Source organism: Shewanella fidelis ATCC BAA-318 (assembly GCF_000518605.1).
Taxonomy (GTDB): Bacteria; Pseudomonadota; Gammaproteobacteria; order Enterobacterales; family Shewanellaceae; genus Shewanella; species Shewanella fidelis.
This window is the reverse complement of sequence record NZ_JADX01000010.1, coordinates 227,601-252,389: the sequence shown is the minus strand read 5'-3', so window position 1 is coordinate 252,389 and position 24,789 is coordinate 227,601. Positions and strand designations below refer to the sequence as shown.

The following is a 24,789-nucleotide window of genomic DNA, read 5'->3' as shown; positions in this document are numbered from 1 at the left end:
CTACATAATATAAAAGTTACATGTGAATAATAGATGTGACATCTAGAGTAAAATAACATACACGGTAGCTTGGCTATAATATCAGTTGCATGTGAGTTGCTAATTATTGCAGAGGTTTAGATTGTCGCTGGTGTGATTGGCGGGCCATTGCAGATGTCTTTACAGGCTCACTAACTTCTAAAGTTTGCTCAAAACAGGATAGAGTTGATGAAGAGAATTATATTAGCTTTAGTGGTTTTTTTTATCTGCACTAGCGCACATGCGCAGGTGTCACACATTAGTATTAATAAAAGACTGTTTGAGCTTGGTCAGCATCCAAGCTTAAAGCTAAATATCGTGTCTTCGCATAACAGCTTTAATAAGGTGCAGTTTTCTATTCGTCAGGCTGACGGTGAAGAGCGTTTAGTGTCTGAGCCTATCACTGGATTTATGCTTAGAGTTTCGGGGATTAATCAAGTAACGGATAAAAAGGCGGTATTAGTCGTCAAAGAGTACCGAGTCAATCGCTGGTATCAAGTGAAAGTGATTAGCCTGTTTGATGAGGATATGCCTGAATCTGCTATGGACAGGCATTATACTGCAGATCGTTTAATTCCCACTAAGCAAGGTACCCAGGTTTCAGATGCCGTTCTTGCAGATAATGAGCTTGCGGTAGCGCTCGGTTGGCGTGAAGAGAGTTCAGCGGCTAAACAAGTCAACACAACGGCAGCGATAGCCGAAACTTGTTTGCTTGCTTTTAATGGTAAAGAGAGTCTGTGGCGGGTTGCTAATCGTGAGGCCAGTGCTTGGGGGATCAGCCCTTATGGTGCCATGTTAGCAATTTTTGAAACCAACCCTCAGGCGTTTAATCAGCAGAGTATTCACGGCCTTAAAGCTGATGCAAGGTTAGTTTGTCCAAGTGCCGATACACTTGCTAAATATAGCAATCCAACCACCTCTGAACAGCAATTTAGTGCCATGGAGTAGCGACTGTTGACTAAGCTTGTTATTGATTTCGTTAGAGGTTAAAGATTATTGATTAATCGTCCACTTTGTTGCTTGAAACTGCTATAGAGTTGCTGTACTATTCCGCGCCTAAATAATTTTATTTTAACCGCATGTGGTGTCCGACTTCGGGTTGGAAGAGCGACATGGCCTTTTACTGAGGTAATTCCAATGAAACCAGGCATTCACCCTGAATATGCAGAAATCACTGCAACTTGTACTTGTGGTAACGTTATCAAGATTAACTCTACTGTAGGTAAAGATTTACACCTAGACGTATGTGGTGCATGTCACCCGTTCTACACTGGTACCCAAAAAGTTATGGATACTGGCGGACGTATCGACAAGTTCAACAAGCGCTTTGGTGCACTTGGCAAGAAGTAATTATTACTTTTGCAATGAATTTAAAAAAGGCGCCTTTTGGCGCCTTTTTGCTATCTGCTATTTACAAAATCTTGCCGTAGCATGATGATGTTTTGAGCGCCGGAGGGGATATGAAGCAGATTATGTTAGCTTGTTTGCTAATGATAGCAGCGCAAACTTCAGCTGCAGAAGTGAGTAAATGCATACCAACGCAGTTTGATGAAACTGTCACCTTAGCGTATATCAACGATGGTGATACCATCACTTTGACTGATGGGCGAACAGTTAGACTGATTGGCATCGATTCTCCTGAAATAGATTTTCAATTTACCAACCTTTCGCAGCCATATGCAAATGAGGCAAAGCAGTTTTTAAGTTCGGTTATTCAACCAGGGCAAACACTGCAATTAGCCTTTGATAAAAAGCGCTTAGATCCATTTGGGCGTACATTAGCCTATGTTTACACCACCGAACTGCAGCATTTACAAGAGCTAATGTTGGCTAATGGTTTTGCTAAGGCCAGAGTGTATCAAAACGATTATTTTTGGCAGTGTTTAGCGAGTGTCGAACAGCTTGCACGTGATAATCGACTGGGCTTATGGGGCCACAAAAGTTATCAACCTTTAGTTGCTGATTCCCTCAAGCGTGAAGATACCCATTTATGGCAAGAGATCCGAGGAGTTGTAACTGGGTATGAAAGAAAATCTCAGGTTTTAGAGCTCAATATTGGCGAAAACTTAGTCATGATGATATCTCAGCAAGATATTGGTAAGTTTAGTAACATTTTAACGCTAGAACTACTGCAAAAAACCGTTTTGGTACGTGGTAAATTGTATTTTTCTTACGGTAAATATCGCCTAAATACGCAGCATTTGTCCCAGATAACCATCGAAAATACACCTTAGAAATAATATATAGCGATAAAGTTAAAAAATGAGAAGATCTTGTTTGAAATGACTTGAGATTCAAGTATCTTAGCGGCTATCAACTAACTGTTTTTTGCTCAATTGAGAATACCTCAGAAAGGATCGGTATTGAGTGATGAAATGAGCTTTTAGTTGTCGACCTTATACGCTTTGGATATTAATTAGTTGCACTCAGGATCAGAAAAATGGCAGATTTTCGTCAACAAGCCCTCGATTATCACGAATTCCCAGTTCCAGGCAAAACAGCAGTTTGCCTAACTAAACCCGCACAAACTAGCATGGATCTAGCGTTGGCATACAGCCCAGGTGTGGCAGAGCCCGTCCGTGAAATCGCAGCGAATCCTGATAATGCTTACCGTTTTACAGGTAAAGGCAATACAGTTGCAGTTATTTCTAATGGTACAGCAATTCTAGGTTTAGGTAATTTAGGCCCGTTGGCATCAAAGCCTGTAATGGAAGGTAAAGCATTACTTTTCAAACACTTTGCAAACATTGATGCAACTGATATTGAAGTTAAGCATAGAACTTCTGAAGAGTTTATTAATACCGTTGAAGCTATTGCTGATACTTTTGGTGGCATTAACTTAGAAGACATCAAAGCACCTGAATGTTTTGAAATCGAAAAGGCGTTGATTGAGCGCTGTAATGTACCAGTTTTCCATGATGACCAACATGGTACGGCAATCGTGACTGCTGCGGGCATGCTTAACGCACTGGAAATCCAAGGTAAATCAATCGATAAAGCTGTATTTGTTTGTATGGGCGCCGGCGCTGCAGCTATCGCTTGTATGACGATGATTGTTAACTGTGGTGCACAACGTGAAAACGTTTATATGTTAGACAGAAAGGGTGTTATCCATACTCGTCGTGACGATATAAACGAGTATAAAGCTTTGTTTGCTAACAACACTGATAAGCGTACTTTACAAGATGTAATCAAAGGCGCTGATGTATTTTTAGGTCTTTCTGGTCCTGATGTATTGTCTGCAGAAGATGTGGCGTTGATGGCTGAAAAGCCGGTTATTTTCGCTTGTTCAAATCCAGACCCAGAAATTAAGCCTGAACTTGCTCACGATGTGCGTCAGGATCTTATCATGGGTACAGGTCGTAGCGATTACCCGAACCAAGTAAACAACGTACTTTGCTTCCCATTCATCTTCCGTGGTGCGTTAGATGTGCGTGCAACTCAGATCAATGACGAAATGAAGATCGCTGCAGTTCATGCTATTGCTGCATTAGCTAAAGAAACAGTACCTGAATCAGTTCTAGCTGCTTATCCAAATGTTGATTCATTAGAGTTTGGTGCTAACTATGTATTGCCTAAGCCAATGGATAGTCGTTTATTACCTCGAGTAGCAAAGGCTGTGGCACTAGCTGCGATAGAGTCTGGCGTAGCAACTATTAATGAGCTACCTGAAGGCTACATGGAATCATAAGATTTTATGGGTTATTAAAAGGGCCATATGGCCCTTTTTTTGTTGCTGAGCGTTTTATGATTACGTATAACAGTGTTTATTGAACATGGTTACCTACGTAATTTCAGTGCTAGATTTTAATACCAATTAGTATAAGAAACTGCGGGAAGCGGACGAATGAAACTGACTCGAATTCTAACCAAAAAACTGACCAGCTTTTGGCTAATGTCGCTAGTAGGTGTCGCATTTATCTGCTTTTTAACCGCTATGGTCAGTTTTATTCAGCTCACTTACGCTTTTCAACAGCAAAAAGTGACTGAGCTTGAAGAACTTATCGAACAACAGTCATCTCGGCCTGAACGTTGGGGCTTTCAAGAGTGGCTTCCACCACTATTAAATTCCTATCAAGCCCATGCTTTTAGTTTGCATGAAGGCGACAAGCTTATTTTTGAGTATCAACCGGAAGTTGCACATAAAGGTGGAGTGAGTTATCAAAGTCAGTTAGCTGATAATAGTCTAACGATGCAACTTACCATGCCACAACCATTCGCCAAGACAGACATAGGCTGGTACGGTATTTTGCTGATCATTATTGGTTGTATCGCGGTGTTTTTATTTGTGCGGTTTGGCTTTCGTTGGTTCTCTACTGAACTCAATGGCATCGAGCATTTGGCTCAACGATCCAGCTTAATTTTATCAGGTCAGCACGATAAAGCTTTGGCTGAAAAAGGTCAGGGTAAACCACGTTTAATCAATCGAGCACTGACTCATTTGCTACTCGAACTGGATGATGCACATAAAGAGCGGGCGCGCTTTGATCAATTTATTCGCTCGAATACTTTCCTTGATTCTGAGACAGGTATTGGTAACAGTCTATTTTTAAAGAATCGCTTAGATGCGCTTAGTGGGACGTCAGGGATGATGACACCCGGAGTGTTGTATCTATTTGAAATGGAAGATTTAGATCTACTAGGTAAAGAGTTGGCTGAGGATGAGGTTGATGAATTACTGTTGCAATTTATCGGCGTGGTCAACCAAGTGTTAGCTGATAAGGCTAACAGTATCTTTTCTCGCCGCTCATATAACCAGTTCGCTGTCGTTGTACCGCAAATATCGCAAGTCGAGGCAGATCAATTAGCAGCCAAGCTGTTGCGATTAAGTCTAAATCAGCTTAATTCTTTTGTGAGTTTACCCGATGATTTTATTCATTTAGGTGGCGCTTACTTTAAGGTTGGTGACGATAAAGATGCACTGGTTGAAGAAGCCGAACTTGCGTTGCGTTCAGCGCAATTCCAAGGTGGTAGTAGCTGGTTTATGTACGACAAAGGTGCTGTTGATGGCGAACTGTCTAAAGGTTCAGTGAGATGGCGCAGCTTTATTGAGAATGTACTGGTGAGTAAGCGGGTGTTTTTATTCTCGCAACCAGTCGTTGACAGTGATTCTAACGCGCATCATCAAGAGGTGACTTGTCGTTTACGTGATACTCAAGGCAACCTTGTGCGGGCAACGCTGTTTTTGCCTATGGCAATTAAGTGTGGTTTAACTCCGCAAATAGAGCGCCAAGTTATCGAAATGGTGTTGTTTGATGTGTTACCTAAGCATAAAGATACCTCGTTGAAATTTAGTATAAACTTAAGCTTAGATACCTTATCGAGCCGCGCTTTTGTGCGTTGGCTTAAAACAACACTACTTGAGTATCGTCATTTAGCACCAAGGCTCATATTTGAGGTGAATGAAGATATTTTAGTTAATCATCAGCAGGCGTTAAAAGAGCCGCTTGATATGCTTAATAAGATGGGGGCGAGTATCTGTGTTGACCGTGTAGGTCAGCAAGTGGTGAGTACTGAGTATATCCACCATTATCCGATTTCATTGATTAAGCTGCATAGATCTATTGTTAATCAAATTCATCTGCGTGCGGAAAATCAACTGTTTGTTAGAAGCCTGATTGCGGGGTTATTTAGAACAGAAGTGCAAGTGTGCGCCGAAGGCGTTGAGGTTTTCCAAGAATGGCAAACATTACAAATTCTCGGGGTGAGTGCTGGTCAAGGAAGCTTTTTTAGTGAACCGATTGAGGAAGTTTAATTTGTTTCTAATTTCACGGGCTTGTTAATAAAGATTTGTAAATTGGGGTTTAATCTATAATTTTTAAGAATAACCCGCTACAATCAGGGGATAATAACTGTCTTGCGCTAGTTAAATAAAAACTGACAATATTTTATTCACTAATTTCGGCGTTTGTGTAGTGTAAATTTCGCAATTAGCATGAATTTGGTAACAATTTTAAGGCATGGATTAATGGAAGAAAGCCTATTGGGTAAAATCCAATTTTGGCGTAAGTCTGCACCAAAACTAAACCTTGGTGTCTACATTTGCGCAGAAAAAATAACGGTCTTTCAAGGTGCTACTGATCAAGTAGACGCTAAAACTATGACATTCGCTTTCGATCATCATGATTGGAAAGGCGCCTTTTCTCAAGTTGTAAAAGAGTTTGGTCCTGCCAAAATACAAATTGTACTGGCAGCAGACTTTTATCAACTTCTGTTAGTCGACAAGCCCAATGTGCAGCAAGAAGAGCTTAATGCAGCCTTGCTGTGGTCGGTTAAAGATATTGTCACTCACCCTGTTACAGACATCCATTTAGATTATTTTGAATCTTCAAAGCAATCTAGCAATAAAGTGAATGTTGTCGTGACTGAAAAGTCGTTAATGTCGTCACTTTTAATCGCTGCAAAGAATGCGGGGTTAATGACGGTTGGCGTTTCCATTGAAGAGATGGCAACAAGCAATCTGTTTAACGATAACCAAGCTCGGTTAATACTCAGTCATCGTGAAGGCCAAGAGTTGTTACTGACAGTTGTCAGAGCGGGTGAAGTATTTATGCAGCGTCGAGTGCGCGGCTTCCTGCAAATAGACAAGGTTTCTGCTGAAGATCTATCTTACGGTGTTGCGGACAATTTAAGTTTAGAGTTGCAACGTTCGATGGATTATTTCGAAAGCCAATTACGCGAAGCGCCGGTTTCGTCAATTGAATTAGTGATGGACGGTGAACGGGTAGCACTGGCGAATTTAATCGCGGCTAACTTTGATCAAAGCGTTACAGCATATGATGCTATGTCGGTTGAAGCTGTTTTTTCTCAACTAGCGTTAGCTGAGATAGCACGGGGCCAGCAGCAATGAAATTAAGAGTTAACTTATATTCAGAGAGTCTATTTCCGCCGGAGCTACGTTTATCATTTGCTAGGCTCACTAAAGCACTTGTTGTGCTGATTGGTTTATTGCTGATAATGACAGCTGTGTTTTGGGGACTCAACTCTAGCTTAGAGGCCGATAAAAAGCAGCTGATGCTGGTTAAGCAGGAGCTAGACGCTGAAAAACAAGATTTAGAAGCTGCACTTGCTAAACGTGGGCCAAATGCAGCGCTGGTGGCGGAAGTGGAGCTTAAAGCTCAACAGTTGGAGTTGAAGCAGAAATTGTTTGGCAAACTTAATCAACAAGAAATGCTTACCAGCTTTGGCTACTCACCGTTAATGACAGATCTCGCCAGTGTTGCAGACACCAAACTTTGGCTAAATCGAATTCAAGTAAACGAAAACCGTTATATTTTTGAAGGGTTTACTTCTTCGCCTGAGGGGGTGCCATTGTGGGTAGATAAACTCAAAAACACCACCACGTTAAAAGGTCACGCATTTGCATCAATGACCATGAGCTTAGGCGAGAATCAACCTTTGGCGTTTAAGTTAACTAGTGATGCTGTCACGTCTGACAAGGAGCTAGTCAAATGAAGCAAAAGTGGCAGCTAATAGCGGAAAAGTTTGACGAGCTAAGTCAGCGTGAGCGTGTGTTGGTCGCTGTGGCTGCATTAGTCGTCGCGGGGCTGATTGTATACTTACCGCTTGAGTCGGCTATCGACAAGCACAGTAAGCTTACACAACAAAACCAGAGCATTGAGAGTGAGAATCGTATCTCGACTCAACAAATTGCTTTGTATGAGCAGAGCTTACAGCAAGATCCGGACACTGAATATCGCCAACGTCTCCATAATATCAATCAACAGAATAAGAAAATTGATGAGCAACTGTCTGTGCAGATGGTTGATATGGTGCCGGCTGACCATATGCCGACTTTACTAGCAGGCTTATTGTCTAAGGTTAACGGTATAACCCTTCAATCTTTCACTTCCATTGCACCAAAGCCATTACTCGAAGTGGGTGAAGAAAAGAAAATTAATTTATATAGCCACGGTATTCGTCTTGAGCTAGTTGGTGACTATTTTTCTGTTTTGAGATTTATTGAAGCTGTTGAGGCTATGCCGAATAAATTGTATTGGCGCAGTATGGATTATCGCGTTGATGCATACCCTAAAGCGACTATTTCGTTAGAGCTTTATACCTTGAGTATTAATAAGGACTTTATCAGTGTTGCCAAAAAAGATTAGTGCGCTATTGATTGCATTCCTATGCAGTACCATAGGTTTTAACTCCAATGCTACAGCTTTACGAGATCCAACATTACCGGGTAACTTTTCTGGTAAAACCGATGTTGAAACTGACTCGTCAAATAATACGCTAGTGCTAAACAGCGTTGTTAAGAATAATTCGTCAGCTTATGCGGTGATTAATAATCAAATTTTCACATTAGGCGAACGGGTCAAGGGTGTCAAAATTGTGAAAATTGCTGATGACTCAGTATCGTTAGCAGACGGCCGTAAACTCACCATGTTTCAAGCTATTACAGATTTTAAGGGACAATAATTAAATGCGCTCAATTACCTATATCACCCCTTTACTGTCATTAATGTTAGTGGCTTGCCAAACGGTAGACCGACCTAATCCTGTAGAGTCTAAGCAGGCGTTGGCTGAATCTCTCGCTGCGCAAGAAGTTGCACCTGCAACTCCGCCACCTGCAATGATGCCTGAAGATGTCCAACGAGAGTTATCGTCAGATAATCTACTTGCGGGTTATACGCCAGCCAAACCGATTGAGAGACGCTTTGATGTATCAGCCAATGATGTTGATGCCAAAGTCTTCTTCCCAAGCCTTGCTCAGGGCACACCGCTTAGTGTTGCTGTTCATCCTGATGTCACGGGTAAAATCTCGTTATCACTGAAAGGCGTGACACTAAAAGAAGCGTTGCAAGTCGTTGAAGATATATACGGTTATGAAGTGAGCCAAGAAGGGCGCATTTTACGTATCTTCCCTGCTGGTATGCGTACAGAAACCTTCTCGTTGAATTATCTGTACATGGAGCGTCAAGGTCTATCGTTAACCTCAGTTAATTCAGGTCGAATTTCTGATGACAATAACTCGAATTCAAATTCGAATAGCAGTAATAGCAATAACAACTTTTCTAACAGCTCATCAAATAGTGACTCAAGCTCGAGTAATGGTAATAGTAATGAGCAAACCAACGGCACCTTTATTCGCTCGAAGACTAAAACAGATTTTTGGGGTGAGTTACAAGAAACATTAGTGTCAATTATTGGCAGTACCGGTGGTGGCCGCCAAGTGGTTGTAACGCCGCAGGCAGGGCTTGTTACTATTCGAGCTTACCCAAATGAGATTCGCCAAGTGCGCAACTTCATTAAAACTGCAGAGAATCACTTGCAGCGCCAAGTGATCTTAGAGGCTAAGGTTTTAGAGGTAACGTTATCGGATGGATACCAACAAGGGATCCATTGGGACAGTGTTTTAGGGCATGTTGGTAGTACCGATATCGAATTTGGCACAAGTCCTACAACAGGTTTAAGTGATCAAATTACCAGTGTGTTAGGTGGAGTAACCTCAATTAAGTTATCTGGTTCAGACTTTAGCACCATGATCAATTTACTTGATACTCAAGGTGATGTTGATGTGTTATCCAGCCCGCGTGTTACAGCTTCTAATAACCAAAAAGCAGTGATCAAAGTGGGTACCGATGAGTACTTTGTTACCGATGTATCGTCGACAACGGTCGCAGGTAATACACCAGTTACTACTCCTGAGGTTGAGTTAACGCCTTTCTTCTCAGGTATTGCGTTAGACGTCACGCCGCAAATTGATGAACAAGGCAATGTGCTTTTGCACATTCACCCATCTGTGATTGATATTAAAGAGCAAACCAAAACCATTAAGATCTCTGAAAACACCTTAGAGTTGCCGTTGGCGCAGAGTGAGATCCGCGAGTCAGATACAGTGATTAAAGCTGCCAGCGGTGACGTTGTGGTAATTGGTGGTCTGATGAAGAGCGAAAATATAGAGCTTGTTTCTAAAGTACCACTGCTTGGCGATATTCCTTACGTAGGCGAAGCATTCACTAATCGTGCTAATTCAACAGTTAAAACAGAATTGGTTATTTTACTTAAGCCTGTTGTTGTCGGTGCAAATACTTGGCAAAGCGAATTAAAGCGTTCGCAGCAATTACTTGATCGTTGGTACCCTGAGGAGCAATAAGCTTGTATCTGCAGCATTTTGGGTTAACTGAAACCCCGTTTTCATTAACACCGAACACGGGATTTTTCTTTGGCCTTGCTCCGCATGTGGAAGCCTTACAAGTTTTACAAACCGCATTGCAGACCGGCGAAGGCTTTATCAAGGTGACTGGTGAGGTAGGTACAGGTAAAACGTTGATTTGTCGTAAATTGATGAATGAGTTACCTGAACGCTTCCATTGTGCTTATTTGCCTAACCCTTACCTCACGCCAGAAGAGCTGCGTTGGGCGGTTGCGCTAGAACTCGGACTCAAGCATTCAAATAAGATAGATCAGCAGCAGCTAACCAGCTTGATCCAACAGCAGTTGTTAGCGCTTAGTGCTCATGGTCACTCGATTATTTTAGTGTTGGATGAGGCACAAGCCTTACCAGATGAAAGTTTAGAGGCACTGCGGTTGTTTACCAATTTAGAGACCGAAAGCCGTAAATTACTGCAAGTAGTATTGTTTGCTCAGCCTGAACTTGATGAACGCTTAGCGCAGAATAAATTTAGACAACTTAGGCAAAGGATCACTTTTAGCTATTGCTTACGAGCGCTCAGCCATGATGAGTCAGCCGCTTACATTCAGCATCGCTTAAGTGTTGCCGGCAGTGCCAATGGTCGGTTGTTTAGTGAAGCCAATGCCAAGCGTATTGCTAAAGCTGCTCGAGGGATCCCCAGATTGATAAATGTGTTATCCCATAAAGCGTTATTGGTGAGTTTTGGTGAGGGCGCGCAAAAAGTTGAAAAGCACCATATCGGCGCTGCGATAGATGATACGAGTGATGCGTATAAGCAGCAATATAAGCCCTTTTGGTTAGTAATAATGGTTTTGGTTGCAGCAATGTCGGTTAGTGCATTTTATTGGTACAAGGGGAGTCTTACATGAGCGTAATAAATAAAATGCTCAAAGATTTAGATAAACGCCAACAGCCCCATGGCATTGAAACGATGGCGCAATCTCAGATTGTAGCACCTGCAAATGTTGCGTCTAAAAAGCCAATTCTATTCGCCAGCGGCTTGTCGTTGCTAGCGGGTGGTTTAGTGGTATTCGTCGCGCTTAATTATACCGAGTTCAGTAACGGGGAAGATTCGACAAATGTTATTGTCGCGCAGCAACCCCAACAGGCTGTTGTACCTGTTGCTGAAGAGCTGCAGGCTGAGCAACAATTGCAGCCAAAGCTTCAACGACAGGAGCAGGTAATAGCTGAAGACTCGCAGCAACCCGATTTACCTCAACCTTCGATTGTAAGCCGTGCTCAGCAGTCAACGCCAAGCAATGGCAACGAGGTTACACAGCAAGCAGCAAATGTATCAGCTGTTATTGAGCCAGAAGCAAAGCCGTCTAATGATCTCGCCTCGCAGGTGAGCACAAGCTCGCTTGCTGCTAAAACCGATGTTGCAGTTAAGCCAGTCGCTACCACAGCGGTTGCACCTGAAAAGCAAACGACATTGAATAGAGAAGTGGCAGCAGTAGAGCCACAAATGACAATCTCGCGTAAAGTTGACCGCAGCTCTGAGCTACATAAAAGTAGCAATATGGCGGTTAAAGAGGTCAAGCTTACAGCAGATCAGCTAGCGCAAAAACAGATGTTATTGGCAAGTGATGCTCAACAGCAGGGGCTACATAGTGACGCATTAACCTATTATTTGGCCGCGTTAGAATACAAGCCGTCAGAACATCAGGCGAGAAGGCAAGCTGCGGCGTTATATTATGGGCAAAATAAATTACCTCAAGCAGCGCAATTACTAGAACAAGGCCGACTGCTATTTCCGCAGCAGTACGAGTTTTCATTATTGTTAGCGCGAGTATTACAAGCTAGCGGCCAGACTCAGCAAGCTTTACTCAGTTTAAATACCATCCCAGATTCGAGTGATTTTGCAGTTGAAAAGTGGCATCAACAAAGTGATTTAGCGCAGAAGCAACAAGATTATCCTGTGGCTGAAAAAAGCTATCGACAACTTGCACAGCATGAACCGACTCAAGGACGCTGGTGGATGGGGCTAGGTTATGCCCTAGATGCACAACAGAAATATAGCGATGCAAAACAGGCTTATCAGCAAGCCTTACTTCAAGATAATTTATCAGCACAGGCAAAAGTCTATATCGATAACCGTTTGCTGCAGTTAGGAGCGTACTAGTGAAACCCAAGTTAAAAATGCGATTAGGTGATCTGCTGGTACAAGAGCTGATCATTACTGAAGAGCAATTGCAGCAGGCATTGACTGAGCAACGTAGCACTGGCAAAAAGCTAGGGCGAACGTTAATCGATTTATCTTGTATTACTGAGCAGCAATTACTGCAGTTTTTATCACAACAGCTAAATATCCCTTTTATTGATATTAGTAAGCGGGCAATTGACGCTAAAGTTGTCAGTTTACTGCCAGAGGTGCAAGCGCGGCGCTACCGTGCATTAGTTGTGGAAGATAATGGCGATAGTGTGCTCGTCGCTATGAGTGATCCTGCCGATCTACAGGCGATGGATAACCTTGAAATGCAGCTATTGCCTAAGGCTATCTCTATCGCGGTAGTAACTGAAGAACAGCTACTTGATGCTTTTGATAACCTTTACCGTCGTACCGATGAAATTGCACAGATTGCCGGTAAGCTGGAAGAAGAGTATGCCGCTGATGAGATTTTTGATCTTGGTAGCTTAACAGGTGCCGATAGCGACAATGAAACCACAGTGGTTAAGTTGTTGCAGTCAATTTTTGAAGATGCAGTGCAGATGCGGGCATCGGATATTCATATTGAGCCTGGTGAAAAATCGCTGCGTATTCGTCAGCGTATCGATGGTCAGTTACATGAAAATATTTTGCCAGAAGTCAGTATTGCTGCAGCTTTGGTATTACGTTTAAAGCTGATGGCTGGCTTAGATATTTCAGAAAAACGGTTACCACAAGATGGTCGGTTTCATATGGAGATCAAAGGCCATAAGATCGATGTGCGTATGTCAACGATGCCGATCTATCATGGCGAATCTGTCGTAATGCGTTTACTCGATCAGTCTGCTGGTTTGTTAACGTTGAATGAGACCGGGATGCCTGCTGATATGTTGGCGCGGGTTCGTCGCCAGATCAAACGTCCACATGGCATGTTGTTGGTCACAGGGCCAACGGGTAGCGGTAAAACTACAACTCTTTATGGGATCTTAAGTGAACTCAATACCGCAGATCGCAAGATCATTACCGTGGAAGATCCGGTTGAGTACCAATTACCTCGGATTAACCAAGTACAAGTTAACCATAAGATCGGCTTAGATTTTTCTCACGTTCTGCGTACGACTTTACGTCAAGATCCCGACATCATCATGGTCGGTGAGATGCGTGACCAAGAGACAGTTGAGATTGGTTTGCGTGGTGCGCTTACTGGTCACTTTGTATTATCAACCTTGCATACTAATGATGCAGTAACCAGTGCTCTGCGTTTGCTCGATATGGGCGCAGCAAGCTATTTGGTAGCCAGTGCATTACGAGTGATTATTGCTCAGCGCCTTGTGCGCCGAGTATGCCAGAACTGTGCGGTTGATTATCACCTGAGCGCTCAAGATAAAGCTTGGTTATCTAACGTCAGTCATTTTGATTATTCAAACGCTAAATTCCGTGTTGGTAGTGGTTGTCAAAGCTGCAATGGTAGCGGTTATCGTGGCCGGATTGGTGTATTTGAGATCCTTGAGTTAGATGAAGCTATGATCGAAGCGATGCGTACCGGTAATCCACAGGACTTTACCCGAGCAGCTTATCAAAGTCCTAACTTTACCCCATTAGCAGAGTCGGCATTAAAGTACTTAGCCCAAGGCATGACCACCATTGAGGAAGTGGCTAAGTTAGTTGAAGATGTTAGTGATATTGCGCTAGAGCAGGGTGAGGCTTAATTATGCCATCGTATCAGTACCGCGGACGTAGCGCCCAAGGCGAGCAGATAAAAGGCATACTTGATGCCAGCTCTGAGAGCGCGGCTGCCGATCAATTAATGTCTCGAGGAGTGATACCACTAGAGCTAACCTTAGCCAAAGAGGTTAAAGAATTTAGCCTTTCAGGCTTATTCAAAGGAAAAGTAGCGCTAGATGAGCTGCAGATTTTTACTCGGCAGATGTATTCATTAACCCGCTCAGGGATCCCGATTTTAAGGGCGATTGCTGGTCTTTCTGAAACGACCCATTCGCAGCGTATGAAAGAAGCGCTCGATGATATTTCAGAGCAGTTAACCTCTGGTCGCCCTCTCTCTTCAGCAATGAATCAACACCCCGATGTGTTTGATGCCCTGTTTGTTTCTATGGTTCATGTGGGTGAGAACACAGGTAAGCTTGAAGATGCATTTATACAGCTCTCAGGCTATATCGAACGTGAACAAGAGACTCGCCGACGCATCAAGTCTGCAATGCGTTATCCAATTTTTGTATTAATTGCAATTGCGATTGCCATGGTGATCTTAAATATCATGGTGATCCCCAAGTTCGCTGAGATGTTTTCACGTTTTGGTGCCGAACTACCATGGGCTACTAAGCTACTGATTAACACTTCAAACCTTTTTGTTAATTACTGGCCGGTAATGTTAGTTGTGCTAGGGGCGAGCTTTATTGGTATACGTTATTGGCATAGCACAGAAAAAGGTGAAAAACAGTGGGATAGGTGGAAGCTGAATATCCCAGCCGTGGGAAGTATTATTGAGCGCTCGACCTTATCGCGTTACTGCCGCAGTTTTTCCATGATGCTGAGTGCCGGTGTACCCATGACTCAAGCACTGAGTTTGGTAGCCGATGCGGTTGATAATGCTTATATGCATGATCGTATTGTTGGCATGCGTCGTGGTATTGAATCTGGTGAGTCGATGCTGCGAGTATCTAATAACAGTCAGTTATTTACACCGCTGGTGCTGCAAATGGTCGCGGTTGGCGAAGAAACAGGCCAGATAGATCAACTGCTTAATGATGCGGCGGATTTTTATGAAGGTGAAGTTGATTACGATCTGAAAAACTTAACCGCTAAACTCGAACCGATACTCATTGGTTTTGTTGCTTGTATTGTATTGATCTTAGCGCTCGGTATTTATCTGCCGATGTGGGATATGCTCAATGTGGTTAAAGGCGGTAGCTAATGTTTTGCTGTGAGCCAAAGCGATGTTGAGCCAGCAAAAGTCAGACCGTGAGTTATTGAGTCTATCAGGCAAAGTATTTTCAATAATTATACTATTGTTAGTACTGTCTTATTTAGCTTTTAGTCATTTTGATGGCATCAAGTTGTTGGGTAACTCTAATATCCAAAATGTGCACAACAAAATGTTGAACGTATTGGCGGGAGTGAAGTCACAATGGTTAATACGTGGCCAACCAACACAGTTAAAACTTGATTGGCGAACTGATCTCAACCAAGACACGATACAGGTCAGTTATGTATTAATGTCCAAGGGAGGCTGGCCTGTTCCCAATGAGACAAATGTTGCTGGTTGTCGGCAGTTAATAGGCAGTTTGTTGGGAGATAGTTATACGCAACACTTTGTAACAGAGCTCGATATAAATGCTGAAACATGCCGATATATTGGCGTGGACGGCGGAAGTATTAGCTATCAACTCAATTCTGGGCGGGTCATTTTTTTGACACCTAAGTGATGAATAGTGAAATTATCTGTTTTCTAATTTTAACAAACTGCTAGAATAGCCGTATACAAGACTGGGGGTAAAATGAAACAACAGTATCAGAAAGGTTTTTCTCTTATTGAATTGGTCATAGTTATAGTCATTCTTGGCTTACTGGCTGCGACCGCAATTCCACGTTTTTTAAATGTGACAGAAGATGCTGAAGACGCAAGTGTGGACGGTGTAGCTGGTGGTTTAGCCACTGCAGTCAGCTTTGTGCGCTCTCAGTGGGAAGTTGACGGCCGTAATAACGATAACGTAGTACTTGATGGTGCTCGTGTATATCTTGATACGCGTTTTGGCTTTCCTACAGGAACAAGTAGCCGACAAGCGACTGATATGACAGTCGCTAGCTGCAGTGAAGTATTTAATACAGTGCTACAAAATGCACCACGTAATGTACTGGAAGGCGTTGATGCTCGCGGATCTCGTTACGCGGTTAGCGTTAATAACGGCGCAGGTGGCACGGTTATCGATCTTGACGGTAATGATGTCGCTGGCGTTGAGCTATGTGTGTATCACTTAGTGGAATCTTTGACACTAAACGACTCAGGTATTCCGACACCAACTCCAACAACATCTATTGGTAAAGGTGTCACTTATAATCCAGGTAACGGTCAGGTGCAGAGTTTTATTAACTAAGCTCGCTTGATTTAATTTTAAACGTTATTTTCTAGATAACAGCTAAGTAACTGTATGTTTTAGATATAGTGCTTGCAAAAGAGAAAAGCTCGAGGTTTATATGCAAAAGCAAAATGGTTTTACCCTAATCGAATTAGTGGTTGTAATTATTATTCTAGGTATTTTGGCGGTAACAGCGGCGCCTAAGTTTATTAATTTACAAAGTGATGCTCGTGCATCAGCACTGCAAGGCGTTAAAGGTGCTATTCAAGGCGCTAACGGTTTAGTTTTTGCTAAAGCTGCTGTTGGTGGCGATGAGAAAAAAGCAAAAGCACAGTGGACTGGTGATGCGACAAACCCTGCTGATGAAGATGGCGGTGTGAACATTGGAACAGCTTTGAGTGCAAAGACTAATTATGGCTACCTTCAAGCAACGTTGGCTGAGTTTAACAATGCAATTGATGCTGATTTTGGTCTAGCAACGGATGATCCGCTTCCAGAATGGACCGTGGTAGAAAATGGTGGCACGCCAGCTACTATCACTATCAAGCAAGCTGGTTCACCTGCCAACAACTGTGAGCTTGTATATACTGAGGCTGAGAGCACCTCTGTTGTACCAACTTATGTAATTACTGACTCTGGCTGTTAATTTTAAGTAGTTAGTTGAGAGAACATCAAATGCAAAAACAAAATGGTTTTACGCTAATTGAATTAGTGGTTGTGATTATCATTCTAGGTATATTGGCTGTCACTGCTGCGCCTAAGTTTATTAATCTACAAGGTGATGCACGAGCTTCGACCCTTCAAGGTTTAAAAGGCTCAATGCAAGGTGCTAACTCGTTAGTTTTCTCAAAAGCTGCAATTGCAAGCAAAGAGAAAGATGGCAATACAACCGTTCAAATTGGTGCTGATGCTGCGGATACTGTAAAGATTGCTTATGGGTATTTACAAAATGATTCAGCTTCTATTTTGGAAGCATTGGATATAAGCACTGCTGATTGGACTATTGTTCCTCCTACTGGTGGCGATCTAACTAAGCCAACTGTTATTTATCAGGTTGGTTCACCATATGATGCTTCAGGAAATTCACCTGTTGACTGTCATTTTGAATATACGCCGGCTCAAAGTGCTAGTGTTGCACCAAAATACGAAGTAAAAGATACAGGCTGTTGATATTAACAGTCTGAAAAAGGCCTGCCTCGCAGGCCTTTTTTGTATCTAGTGTATTAATAGCGGCTTTATTTGCCATACTTATTAAATTGTTAGACACTAACTCTATGAGTTAACACTCAATCTTTTTAGTTTGATTAGCTTAAATAGATATCTATACATCGCAGCACTGTTCAGGACTGATAATGCGCACAACACCGCGACAAACAGGTTTTACCTTAGTTGAACTTGTTACTACCATTATCCTTATTGCCATCCTTGCAGTGGTGGTGATCCCGCGCCTATTAACCACCTCTAGTTATAGTGCTTTTACCCTGCGTGATGAATTTATTAGTGAACTGCGTAAAGTGCAGATCATGGCGATGAATAATCAAGATAGGTGTTATCGCTTATCGGTAACAGATACTAGTTATCAGCTTATGCGCTTTAATGGTGTATGCTCAGGCAGTCCAGCACGAACTGATGCTCCACAACACTTTCAAGGGGGAGCAAACCTTGCGCTGTTTAATGGTGGTGCGAGCAGCTTTAATATTGAGTTTAATCGTCAAGGAGTGCCTTTAGTCAATGGCGCTCGCTGTAATGGTAACTGTATAAATGTGCTTGCCGATGAAACGCTAATTCTAGCGATAGAATCTGAGGGATACATCCATGAAGGTTAGCTTAGATTCTATCAGTAAAATCAAGCTACAACAGGCTTTTACATTGGTTGAGTTGGTTGTTGGCATCGTGGTGATCAGTATAGCTTTTGTGTTGCTCAGCACCATGCTGTACCCACAGGCTGAACGCTCAGCAGATACCTTGCACAGAGTGCGCTCGGCAGAGCTTGCTCATTCTATTTTGAACGAGATCTGGGGCAAACGTTATGATCAAAACACCAACGCTAACGGGGGCGTACCTGCATGTGGTGCAACCGCTAAGCCAGCACTGGGTTTGCCAGCGGGTCTTGCTTGTACGGCTGCAGCTGACTTAGGCCCTGATGCTGGTGAAACACGCAATGATTTTAATGATGTTGATGACTACGCGGGGCTTAACATTAACAGTTTAATGTTAAATAGCACTGAAACTTATGCTGACCGTTATAAAAATTATGCATTAGCCGTTTCGGTGCAATACGATAACTTACCAAGTTTAAACACCAAATTAGTGACTATAGATGTGACCACGCCTAGTGGCGAAGTGATGACGTTTAACGCGATCAGGAGTAACTATTAATGGCAGCATTGATATCGTTAACTTCTCAAGCTCGCAGACGATCTGCTAAATTGCTTCATCGCCATTATCAGCGAAAGAACACAGGTTTTACTTTGGTTGAAATGGTTACCGTAGTGATCATTTTAGGTGTGCTAGTGCTTGGCGTGAGTAGTTTTTTGATTTTTGGTACGCGGATATTTGTCGATGCTACTTCGGTTGATAAGGTCATGGGCCAAAGTCGGTTTGCCATTCAACGCATGACCCGAGATTTGCGCAATGCCGTACCTAATAGTATTCGAGTTGCTAATGGGATCCGATCTAACGGTAGCGCATGGCAATGTATTGAGATGATGCCTATTGTCGCCAGCGCTAGTTATATCGATATCCCATTGGCGCCAGCGGCAAAAGCTGATACAGCGACTGTGATGCCTTCAACGGGAACGGCGCCGTTAGCGGCGGGGCAATCTTTACTGGTTTACCCGCTATTGCCAAGTGATGTATATGTGGCAACAAACAATACTGAAGGTAAGTTATTTGCTATTGATGGGATAGGGACGAATACCACCAACGATTTGACGGTTGATTTTGCTCGGCCGATCAGGTTTGAGACGGCGTCACCACGGCAACGCTATTTCGCCGTACAAGAGGCGGTGAGTTATTGTTTTGAGGCAATCACCGCTGAGGCGAGTTTGCTCAATCGCTATAGCGGCTATAGTTTTAACAATCCAAGCAATCAGCCCTCTCCGGATAATATGGGCAATGGTGTGTTAATGGCTGAGGATATCGTTAATACCATAGGCTTAAACAGCCCGATAACTTACACGCCCGGCACATTACAAAATAATGCCATGGTACATTTGAATCCGCTATTTGACGTTCAAGGCCAGAGTTTTCAATATCATCATCAAGTGCAGGTGATAAATGTCCCATAAACCGCAATTACACAACCAAAGCGTTAGCTTGCCCGCTAAAGCCGCCATTAACTTGAGTCAGCTATCACGCATCTCTAAGCAAAATGGTAGCGCACTTGTGATTGGTGTTTTTATCATCACTGTGATGTTCTTGCTTGCTGCAGCGTTAATTAATGTACTGAATGACGCGGATCAACAGATCAGTGTTGAAGTATGGGGGACTCGTGCCCTCGCTGCCGCCAATAGCGGCGCAGATAGAAGCTTAGCCGCTTTATTTCCTGTTAATGGTACTAGCGGCAACTGTGCTGCTCAGACAACGTGGAATATAGGTAGCGAAACAGGACTTGTGGGCTTTCATGGTTGTCAGGTGGTCATGACTTGTTCGGCAACGACCACAAACTATCCACTCAATAACATGACTCAATATCTAATCACCAGCACTGCAACCTGCAGTACTGGTGAATGTGATTCAGGTGTAGGCAGTGAATCTAGCTGTGTTCGAGTAAGCCGACAGGTGGAGGTAGAAGCTCGTGATTAAATACCGTGGAGTAAAAATAGCGCTTAGTGTGTTATTTATTAATCTATTAGTTCAGCCAGTGCTCGCGTCTAATTGGAGTAACGTTTTCCAGGAAGGGATAAATGTTCATAATAAAAATGGCAAGATAGAATTTGACCACGGTGCCCACCTTGAAAATGCCCCTGTGGATGGAAAGTTGCCTGCTAAATCTGTGGAAGATGAGCAAGGGAGATCATGTTGGCCACAATCTCCTTATCCCAGAATTGAATGCGTTGCTTCTGGTCGTGCAGCTGATACACCAGCTGACAGAATAGGATTTGAGCAATGTAAATCACATAGTAATAATGATATTAGTACTGATTATAACAATAGAGAAATAGACCTTGTTAGTGACGAGTATGGGCACATTCACTTAAATGGGGGCAGCTCCCGTAAAATTCGTTTCGTTACTAATAATGGTGTTTATAAAATAAAGCACTTGAAGGCAACAAGCGGTAATTTAGAGTTTGCTCCAGGACAATATTGGATAGAAGAGCTTGAGATAAATAACGGTGTTAATGTTATTTATCCACCTTTAGGGGCGGGTACTGTAAGCCTATTTGTAAAGAAAGCATACGAACACAAAAATAGAAGCTTATCGCAATCCGCGGAGCAGTTGTTAATGTACCACTATGGTGACTTTACTCTAAATGGTGCAACGTATTTAAGAGGTTTTGTTTTTTCAGAAAAGGATATTGAACTAGACGGTTCTTCTTCAGTTGAAGGAGCCGTATCTGCTAAGAACAAAGTTGAGTTAGATGGTAATAGTCGCGTTATATTTAAAAATACCGCAGGTAATTTAAATGTAACTCCTAACTGTGAATTAGGACCTGAGCCTAATCCTGCTGTCCCAGCACAGTGTCCAGCTGGGCAAGATAATGTCCAAGGATTAACCTACAGAACTTACGACACCAGGGACTGGTATAGCGATAATTATAGCCCTGCAAACGACAGCGAATTTATGACGCTTGTTGATGATTTCAAAAAGACCATCTATCAGATTGGAGAGTCAATTGAAGATAATTTAAACCAGAAGGGCAATGGCATTAATCCTCACTCGAACCTAGCTAGGGATCAAGATTTATACTTAGGTATTTTTGAAGGATATATAGAAGCTCCTGTAACAGGTGAGTATACCTTTGCTATTGACGGCGATGATGCAATTGAGTTGTTGATTGATGGTGAAGTTATCACTGGTTTTTATGGGACTCACGCAACTTGTAATTGCACCCGTTATCAAGGGACTGTATCGCTCGAAGAAGGTGCTCACCGAATAGAGCTTAGATTTCATGAAGCATTTGGTTATGAAGCTTTTAAGTTGTACTGGAAAACACCTAATACAAATAGTTTTTCCATAGTTCCTCCCCAACAGTTACTCACTTGTCCTTCACCACAATTTGAATTTGGTCGGGCGGAACTCAGTAATGATGGAATCGCAAATATCAGCTTTAATAATAGCTATGCCGAGCCTCCTGTTATTGTTGTTATGCCAACGATTGATGGTAGTAGTCCAAATAATGACAAACCATCAACTCTTCGAGTTGATAATTTAACTAAGAGCACAGCCAAAATTAAGCAGGTAAATGCGAATGGTAACTCGGTATTGAACAAAAAGATGACCCGTGTTGATTATTTTGTCATGGAACCAGGTTATCGTTTTTTGAAAAAGGGATCTGCATTGCAGGCGGGAGCAGTCTCTACCGCTTGGTATCAAGGTAAACGTTTACCTAGTGCGGGGCGTGGCTATGAAACTGTAGACTTTGAACATGAGTTTGGCAGTAAGCCTGCAATGATAGGTCAATCACTAACCAATAAAAATCGTCGTTTTTTTACAACTGTGATTAACAATGTTGATTCAGATGGTGATGATTTTGATATTGCAATCGAAGGTTCGGAGATTAGTGGCACGATTCTTCATGAAGAGAGCTTAGCCTATGTTGCAGGTATAGGTAGAGGTACTTTAAATAATGGTGGTGATAGTGTTCTTTATGAATTTTCTACAGCACTAAATCATGGTGCAGGTAATAGCACTCGCACTCTAAATCAGCAGTGTTCATTTTCCAATAACTATGCTCAAACATATGACTCACAACCAATTACTATTGCGACCAAAAACCAACGTAAAGGCGGTGATGGTGGTTGGGTACGTAGGTGCCTAAAAGACAGCTTCAATAACACGGTCAGTTTTGTTGTAGATGAAGACACTGCACTCGATAACGAGCGAACTCATTTAGCTGAAAGTATCGGTTATTTTGCTTTTGAATATGCATCAGAGCCACCTCCGGTTAATCACTATCGCATCAGTTTTGACTCGGGAGCACTAAGCTGCGCTGCAAAACCGGTGACAGTGCAAGCCTGCGCAAATGATAACTGTAGCGCTTTATTGCCAGATCCGGCATTTATCACCCTAACTAAAAACGGCAGCAATTATACCAGTGCGACTTTTAACGGTAGCACCAGTCTTGATGTATGGCATCCGCAAGGAGGTTTAGTCACATTGGGCTTGGGTAATACTACGCCTAGTGGTGAATACCGCTGTTATATTGATGGTAGTTTAGTGGCCAATAGTCAATGTCAGCTCAATTTTGAAGATAGTGGCATCTACTTTGACATTGATGATTCAACCTCCTGTAAAAACTCGACTAACTTTGAGCTGTTTGCTGTGAAAAAGGATCAAAATAGTCAACAGTGTGTGCCGTTATTTGCTAATCAAACTAAACCACTTGCTATGGCATTTAACTACATAACGCCTAATGCCAGTGGCATAACCAATGCTGAAAAGCTAACGGTTAATAGCCTGAATGCACCACAGGCAAGTGTAGAGATCAGTGGTGGAGCAACTGAGCAGTTGCAAGTTCGTTTTGATGCGAATGGTAAAGCTTTGCTGAATGTAAATTACCCAGAGGCTGGTCGAGTAGAGCTGGAAGCCACGCTTACCGAAGAGATCAGCTCTCCGGATGGCTCAACTAGTGAAACTTTAGTTCTTAGTCATAGTGAACAATTTGTGGCTAAGCCTGACGGTTTTCACTTCTTCAATCCATCGACTGCTAATGGCTGTAGCGGCGCGAGTTGTGCTAAGTTTGCCAAGGCGGGAGACGATTTTGCTATGAGTGTAAAAGCGGTTTGTGGTGTTGACGATGCAACGCCATTTAAAGATCGCCTAGCGCTTGGTAATTTCAGATTTTCTGACTTGAACATTAAAGCTGTGCTGCAGGCTCCGCTAATCAGTAACGGTGATCCTGAAGACGGTGGCTTAGGTGGCATTGGGCAAAGCAAGCTTAGTTTCACTAAAGCTAACAGCGCTCCATTTAACATGGGTGATCAGACTTATTCAGAGGTTGGTGCAATTAGTTTTGCTCTTGATGGTGACGTTAATTATCTAGGCACAACGATTGCGGAAGCGAATGCGAGCAGTGATATCTTTGGTCGTTTTACACCATACTTTTTGAGTATAGAAGCTAATACACCTAAGCTACAGGCACAGTGCAATAGCCTTACTTATATGGATCAACCTTTTGGCTTCCAGTCAGGAATGGAGCCGACAATAGCGGTAAAAGGTATGAGTAAAAGTGGTGCCGAAACTAATAATTATCAAATAGGTGATTGGTGGCGTTATCACGGTAATCAGTGGACGGATCGCAGTTATAGCGACACCTCAGGTGCAACCTCGGTGGATGGTGCTGCGCTAGCGGTACAAGATGTGTCTCCGCTTTCAGAGCAAGTCGATTATTATCCTACAGATCAAGCTAACACCATTCAGCGGGCGTATTTGAGTGGTACACAACTTAGTTACCCGCGTACAGAGTCCTTAGCAGTGCCATTTAATGCAAGTTTTGATTTAGTGCTCAACAAAGCAGATGTCACGGATAGTGATGGTATTTGCCATCAAGATGCCGCAGCGCTTACTGCGGGTTGCAAAGGATTCACCTTTAAAGATGTTGCTAAAGACGATGCTTTTGCTATGCGTTATGGCCGCATGCTACTACAGAACGCCTATGGCCCGTCATCAGAAGAGTTACGTCTCGAAGTGAACACTCAGTACGTCGATGATAACGCAACTTGGGCATTAAACACTGCAGATAGCTGTTCGGTGTTTGATACCACAAGTGCGGCAGAGTCGGCTGATATTGGATTGAACCTCAAACCCGATGCGGGACTAGAAGCTGTAGAGGGTTATACCCAAATGGGCGGCACAGGCAAATCAGGTACTATCGGTTTGGGTAATAGCTTTATCTATTTCCCTGCACCTAATGCCGATGGCGAAGTGGGCTTACAGCAACATGTGGATAAATGGCTGCAGTGGTACTGGGCTTATGATTCTGCTGCGGGCTTACAAGATCCTCGAGCAACAGCTTACTTCGGAACTTATCGTGGTCATGATCGAATAATTTACTGGCGAGAAGTTAACTAAATGTCAGTATTTTGGGGCGAGACAAGTAATTGACTCGCTCTTTAGCTGTTAGAACGAAAAAAACAGCGTTTCATTAGCAATTGTTAACCTCTCTGGTCTTGTGGATTTTAAGAAGCATGATAAAGTTACCTGATTTCTTTTTTCTACGATTCCA

At 42.8% G+C, this 24,789-nt stretch carries 23 protein-coding genes; all 23 read left to right on the top strand.

What is annotated here, in order from left to right:
• Positions 1-207 precede the first annotated feature (207 nt).
• The 23 genes from L884_RS0105870 (at position 208) to L884_RS0105760 (ending at position 24,635) form a co-directional block, all read left to right on the top strand.
• The gene (locus L884_RS0105870) at positions 208-966 is read left to right on the top strand and encodes a FimV/HubP family polar landmark protein (protein WP_028766616.1); all 759 of its coding nucleotides are present in this window, start codon (positions 208-210) and stop codon (positions 964-966) included.
• Positions 967-1,155: 189 nt separating this feature from the next.
• The gene (rpmE, locus tag L884_RS0105865) at positions 1,156-1,368 is read left to right on the top strand and encodes a 50S ribosomal protein L31 (protein WP_028766615.1); all 213 of its coding nucleotides are present in this window, start codon (positions 1,156-1,158) and stop codon (positions 1,366-1,368) included.
• 110 nt (positions 1,369-1,478) lie between these two features.
• The gene (locus L884_RS0105860) at positions 1,479-2,252 is read left to right on the top strand and encodes a thermonuclease family protein (protein WP_028766614.1); all 774 of its coding nucleotides are present in this window, start codon (positions 1,479-1,481) and stop codon (positions 2,250-2,252) included.
• Between the two features lie 206 nt (positions 2,253-2,458).
• On the top strand, positions 2,459-3,709 hold the full coding sequence (locus L884_RS0105855; protein WP_028766613.1) for a malic enzyme-like NAD(P)-binding protein: 1,251 nt from the start codon (positions 2,459-2,461) through the stop codon (positions 3,707-3,709).
• 156 nt (positions 3,710-3,865) lie between these two features.
• Positions 3,866-5,773: an RNase E specificity factor CsrD gene (csrD, locus tag L884_RS0105850; protein WP_028766612.1), complete on the top strand. Its 1,908-nt coding sequence runs from the start codon at positions 3,866-3,868 to the stop codon at positions 5,771-5,773.
• A 213-nt stretch (positions 5,774-5,986) separates the two neighbouring features.
• Positions 5,987-6,868, top strand: a complete 882-nt coding sequence (locus tag L884_RS0105845) for a hypothetical protein (RefSeq protein ID WP_028766611.1) — start codon at positions 5,987-5,989, stop codon at positions 6,866-6,868.
• On the top strand, positions 6,865-7,473 hold the full coding sequence (locus L884_RS0105840; RefSeq protein WP_028766610.1) for a PilN domain-containing protein: 609 nt from the start codon (positions 6,865-6,867) through the stop codon (positions 7,471-7,473). The genes L884_RS0105845 and L884_RS0105840 overlap by 4 nt, the downstream gene beginning before the upstream one ends.
• Positions 7,470-8,126, top strand: a complete 657-nt coding sequence (locus L884_RS0105835) for a type IV pilus inner membrane component PilO (RefSeq protein ID WP_028766609.1) — start codon at positions 7,470-7,472, stop codon at positions 8,124-8,126. Before L884_RS0105840 ends, L884_RS0105835 begins: the two co-directional genes overlap by 4 nt.
• The gene (locus tag L884_RS0105830; protein ID WP_028766608.1) at positions 8,107-8,442 is read left to right on the top strand and encodes a hypothetical protein; all 336 of its coding nucleotides are present in this window, start codon (positions 8,107-8,109) and stop codon (positions 8,440-8,442) included. Before L884_RS0105835 ends, L884_RS0105830 begins: the two co-directional genes overlap by 20 nt.
• A gap of 4 nt (positions 8,443-8,446) precedes the next feature.
• Positions 8,447-10,120 carry a pilus (MSHA type) biogenesis protein MshL gene (gene mshL, locus L884_RS0105825; protein WP_028766607.1) on the top strand — a complete coding sequence of 558 codons (1,674 nt, stop codon included), beginning with the start codon at positions 8,447-8,449 and terminating at the stop codon, positions 10,118-10,120.
• Between the two features lie 2 nt (positions 10,121-10,122).
• Positions 10,123-11,028, top strand: a complete 906-nt coding sequence (locus L884_RS0105820) for an ExeA family protein (RefSeq protein WP_028766606.1) — start codon at positions 10,123-10,125, stop codon at positions 11,026-11,028.
• A complete protein-coding gene (locus L884_RS0105815) occupies positions 11,025-12,281 on the top strand; it encodes a tetratricopeptide repeat protein (RefSeq protein ID WP_028766605.1) in 1,257 nt (418 codons plus the stop codon). The genes L884_RS0105820 and L884_RS0105815 overlap by 4 nt, the downstream gene beginning before the upstream one ends.
• Positions 12,281-14,014, top strand: a complete 1,734-nt coding sequence (locus L884_RS0105810; RefSeq protein ID WP_028766604.1) for a GspE/PulE family protein — start codon at positions 12,281-12,283, stop codon at positions 14,012-14,014. The genes L884_RS0105815 and L884_RS0105810 overlap by 1 nt, the downstream gene beginning before the upstream one ends.
• Positions 14,015-14,016: 2 nt before the next feature.
• Positions 14,017-15,237 carry a type II secretion system F family protein gene (locus L884_RS0105805; RefSeq protein ID WP_028766603.1) on the top strand — a complete coding sequence of 407 codons (1,221 nt, stop codon included), beginning with the start codon at positions 14,017-14,019 and terminating at the stop codon, positions 15,235-15,237.
• Positions 15,238-15,259: 22 nt separating this feature from the next.
• Positions 15,260-15,748: a hypothetical protein gene (locus L884_RS0105800; protein WP_028766602.1), complete on the top strand. Its 489-nt coding sequence runs from the start codon at positions 15,260-15,262 to the stop codon at positions 15,746-15,748.
• Positions 15,749-15,820: 72 nt separating this feature from the next.
• Complete coding sequence (locus L884_RS0105795) at positions 15,821-16,417, top strand: type II secretion system protein (protein ID WP_028766601.1); 597 nt, start codon at positions 15,821-15,823, stop codon at positions 16,415-16,417.
• Between the two features lie 100 nt (positions 16,418-16,517).
• Positions 16,518-17,045, top strand: a complete 528-nt coding sequence (locus tag L884_RS0105790) for a type II secretion system protein (RefSeq protein WP_028766600.1) — start codon at positions 16,518-16,520, stop codon at positions 17,043-17,045.
• Between the two features lie 29 nt (positions 17,046-17,074).
• Positions 17,075-17,569, top strand: a complete 495-nt coding sequence (locus tag L884_RS0105785; protein WP_028766599.1) for a type II secretion system protein — start codon at positions 17,075-17,077, stop codon at positions 17,567-17,569.
• Positions 17,570-17,751: 182 nt separating this feature from the next.
• Entirely contained in the window at positions 17,752-18,225 is a 474-nt protein-coding gene (locus L884_RS0105780) for a pilus assembly FimT family protein (protein WP_028766598.1), read from the top strand.
• A complete protein-coding gene (locus tag L884_RS0105775; RefSeq protein WP_028766597.1) occupies positions 18,215-18,778 on the top strand; it encodes a type II secretion system protein in 564 nt (187 codons plus the stop codon). The genes L884_RS0105780 and L884_RS0105775 overlap by 11 nt, the downstream gene beginning before the upstream one ends.
• The gene (locus L884_RS0105770; protein ID WP_084221403.1) at positions 18,778-19,689 is read left to right on the top strand and encodes a PilW family protein; all 912 of its coding nucleotides are present in this window, start codon (positions 18,778-18,780) and stop codon (positions 19,687-19,689) included. Before L884_RS0105775 ends, L884_RS0105770 begins: the two co-directional genes overlap by 1 nt.
• Positions 19,679-20,206, top strand: coding sequence for a hypothetical protein (locus L884_RS0105765; RefSeq protein WP_051435553.1), 528 nt, complete (start codon positions 19,679-19,681; stop codon positions 20,204-20,206). Before L884_RS0105770 ends, L884_RS0105765 begins: the two co-directional genes overlap by 11 nt.
• Positions 20,199-24,635: a DUF6701 domain-containing protein gene (locus tag L884_RS0105760; protein WP_245603076.1), complete on the top strand. Its 4,437-nt coding sequence runs from the start codon at positions 20,199-20,201 to the stop codon at positions 24,633-24,635. The genes L884_RS0105765 and L884_RS0105760 overlap by 8 nt, the downstream gene beginning before the upstream one ends.
• The last annotated feature ends 154 nt before the right edge of the window (positions 24,636-24,789 follow it).

Coding starts and splice junctions, on each gene's coding strand:
- L884_RS0105870 (WP_028766616.1), top strand. CDS start 208: ATGAAGAGAATTATATTAGCTTTAGTGGTTTTTTTTATCTGCACTAGC.
- rpmE (WP_028766615.1), top strand. CDS start 1,156: ATGAAACCAGGCATTCACCCTGAATATGCAGAAATCACTGCAACTTGT.
- L884_RS0105860 (WP_028766614.1), top strand. CDS start 1,479: ATGAAGCAGATTATGTTAGCTTGTTTGCTAATGATAGCAGCGCAAACT.
- L884_RS0105855 (WP_028766613.1), top strand. CDS start 2,459: ATGGCAGATTTTCGTCAACAAGCCCTCGATTATCACGAATTCCCAGTT.
- csrD (WP_028766612.1), top strand. CDS start 3,866: ATGAAACTGACTCGAATTCTAACCAAAAAACTGACCAGCTTTTGGCTA.
- L884_RS0105845 (WP_028766611.1), top strand. CDS start 5,987: ATGGAAGAAAGCCTATTGGGTAAAATCCAATTTTGGCGTAAGTCTGCA.
- L884_RS0105840 (WP_028766610.1), top strand. CDS start 6,865: ATGAAATTAAGAGTTAACTTATATTCAGAGAGTCTATTTCCGCCGGAG.
- L884_RS0105835 (WP_028766609.1), top strand. CDS start 7,470: ATGAAGCAAAAGTGGCAGCTAATAGCGGAAAAGTTTGACGAGCTAAGT.
- mshL (WP_028766607.1), top strand. CDS start 8,447: ATGCGCTCAATTACCTATATCACCCCTTTACTGTCATTAATGTTAGTG.
- L884_RS0105815 (WP_028766605.1), top strand. CDS start 11,025: ATGAGCGTAATAAATAAAATGCTCAAAGATTTAGATAAACGCCAACAG.
- L884_RS0105805 (WP_028766603.1), top strand. CDS start 14,017: ATGCCATCGTATCAGTACCGCGGACGTAGCGCCCAAGGCGAGCAGATA.
- L884_RS0105800 (WP_028766602.1), top strand. CDS start 15,260: ATGTTGAGCCAGCAAAAGTCAGACCGTGAGTTATTGAGTCTATCAGGC.
- L884_RS0105795 (WP_028766601.1), top strand. CDS start 15,821: ATGAAACAACAGTATCAGAAAGGTTTTTCTCTTATTGAATTGGTCATA.
- L884_RS0105790 (WP_028766600.1), top strand. CDS start 16,518: ATGCAAAAGCAAAATGGTTTTACCCTAATCGAATTAGTGGTTGTAATT.
- L884_RS0105785 (WP_028766599.1), top strand. CDS start 17,075: ATGCAAAAACAAAATGGTTTTACGCTAATTGAATTAGTGGTTGTGATT.
- L884_RS0105780 (WP_028766598.1), top strand. CDS start 17,752: ATGCGCACAACACCGCGACAAACAGGTTTTACCTTAGTTGAACTTGTT.
- L884_RS0105775 (WP_028766597.1), top strand. CDS start 18,215: ATGAAGGTTAGCTTAGATTCTATCAGTAAAATCAAGCTACAACAGGCT.
- L884_RS0105770 (WP_084221403.1), top strand. CDS start 18,778: ATGGCAGCATTGATATCGTTAACTTCTCAAGCTCGCAGACGATCTGCT.
- L884_RS0105765 (WP_051435553.1), top strand. CDS start 19,679: ATGTCCCATAAACCGCAATTACACAACCAAAGCGTTAGCTTGCCCGCT.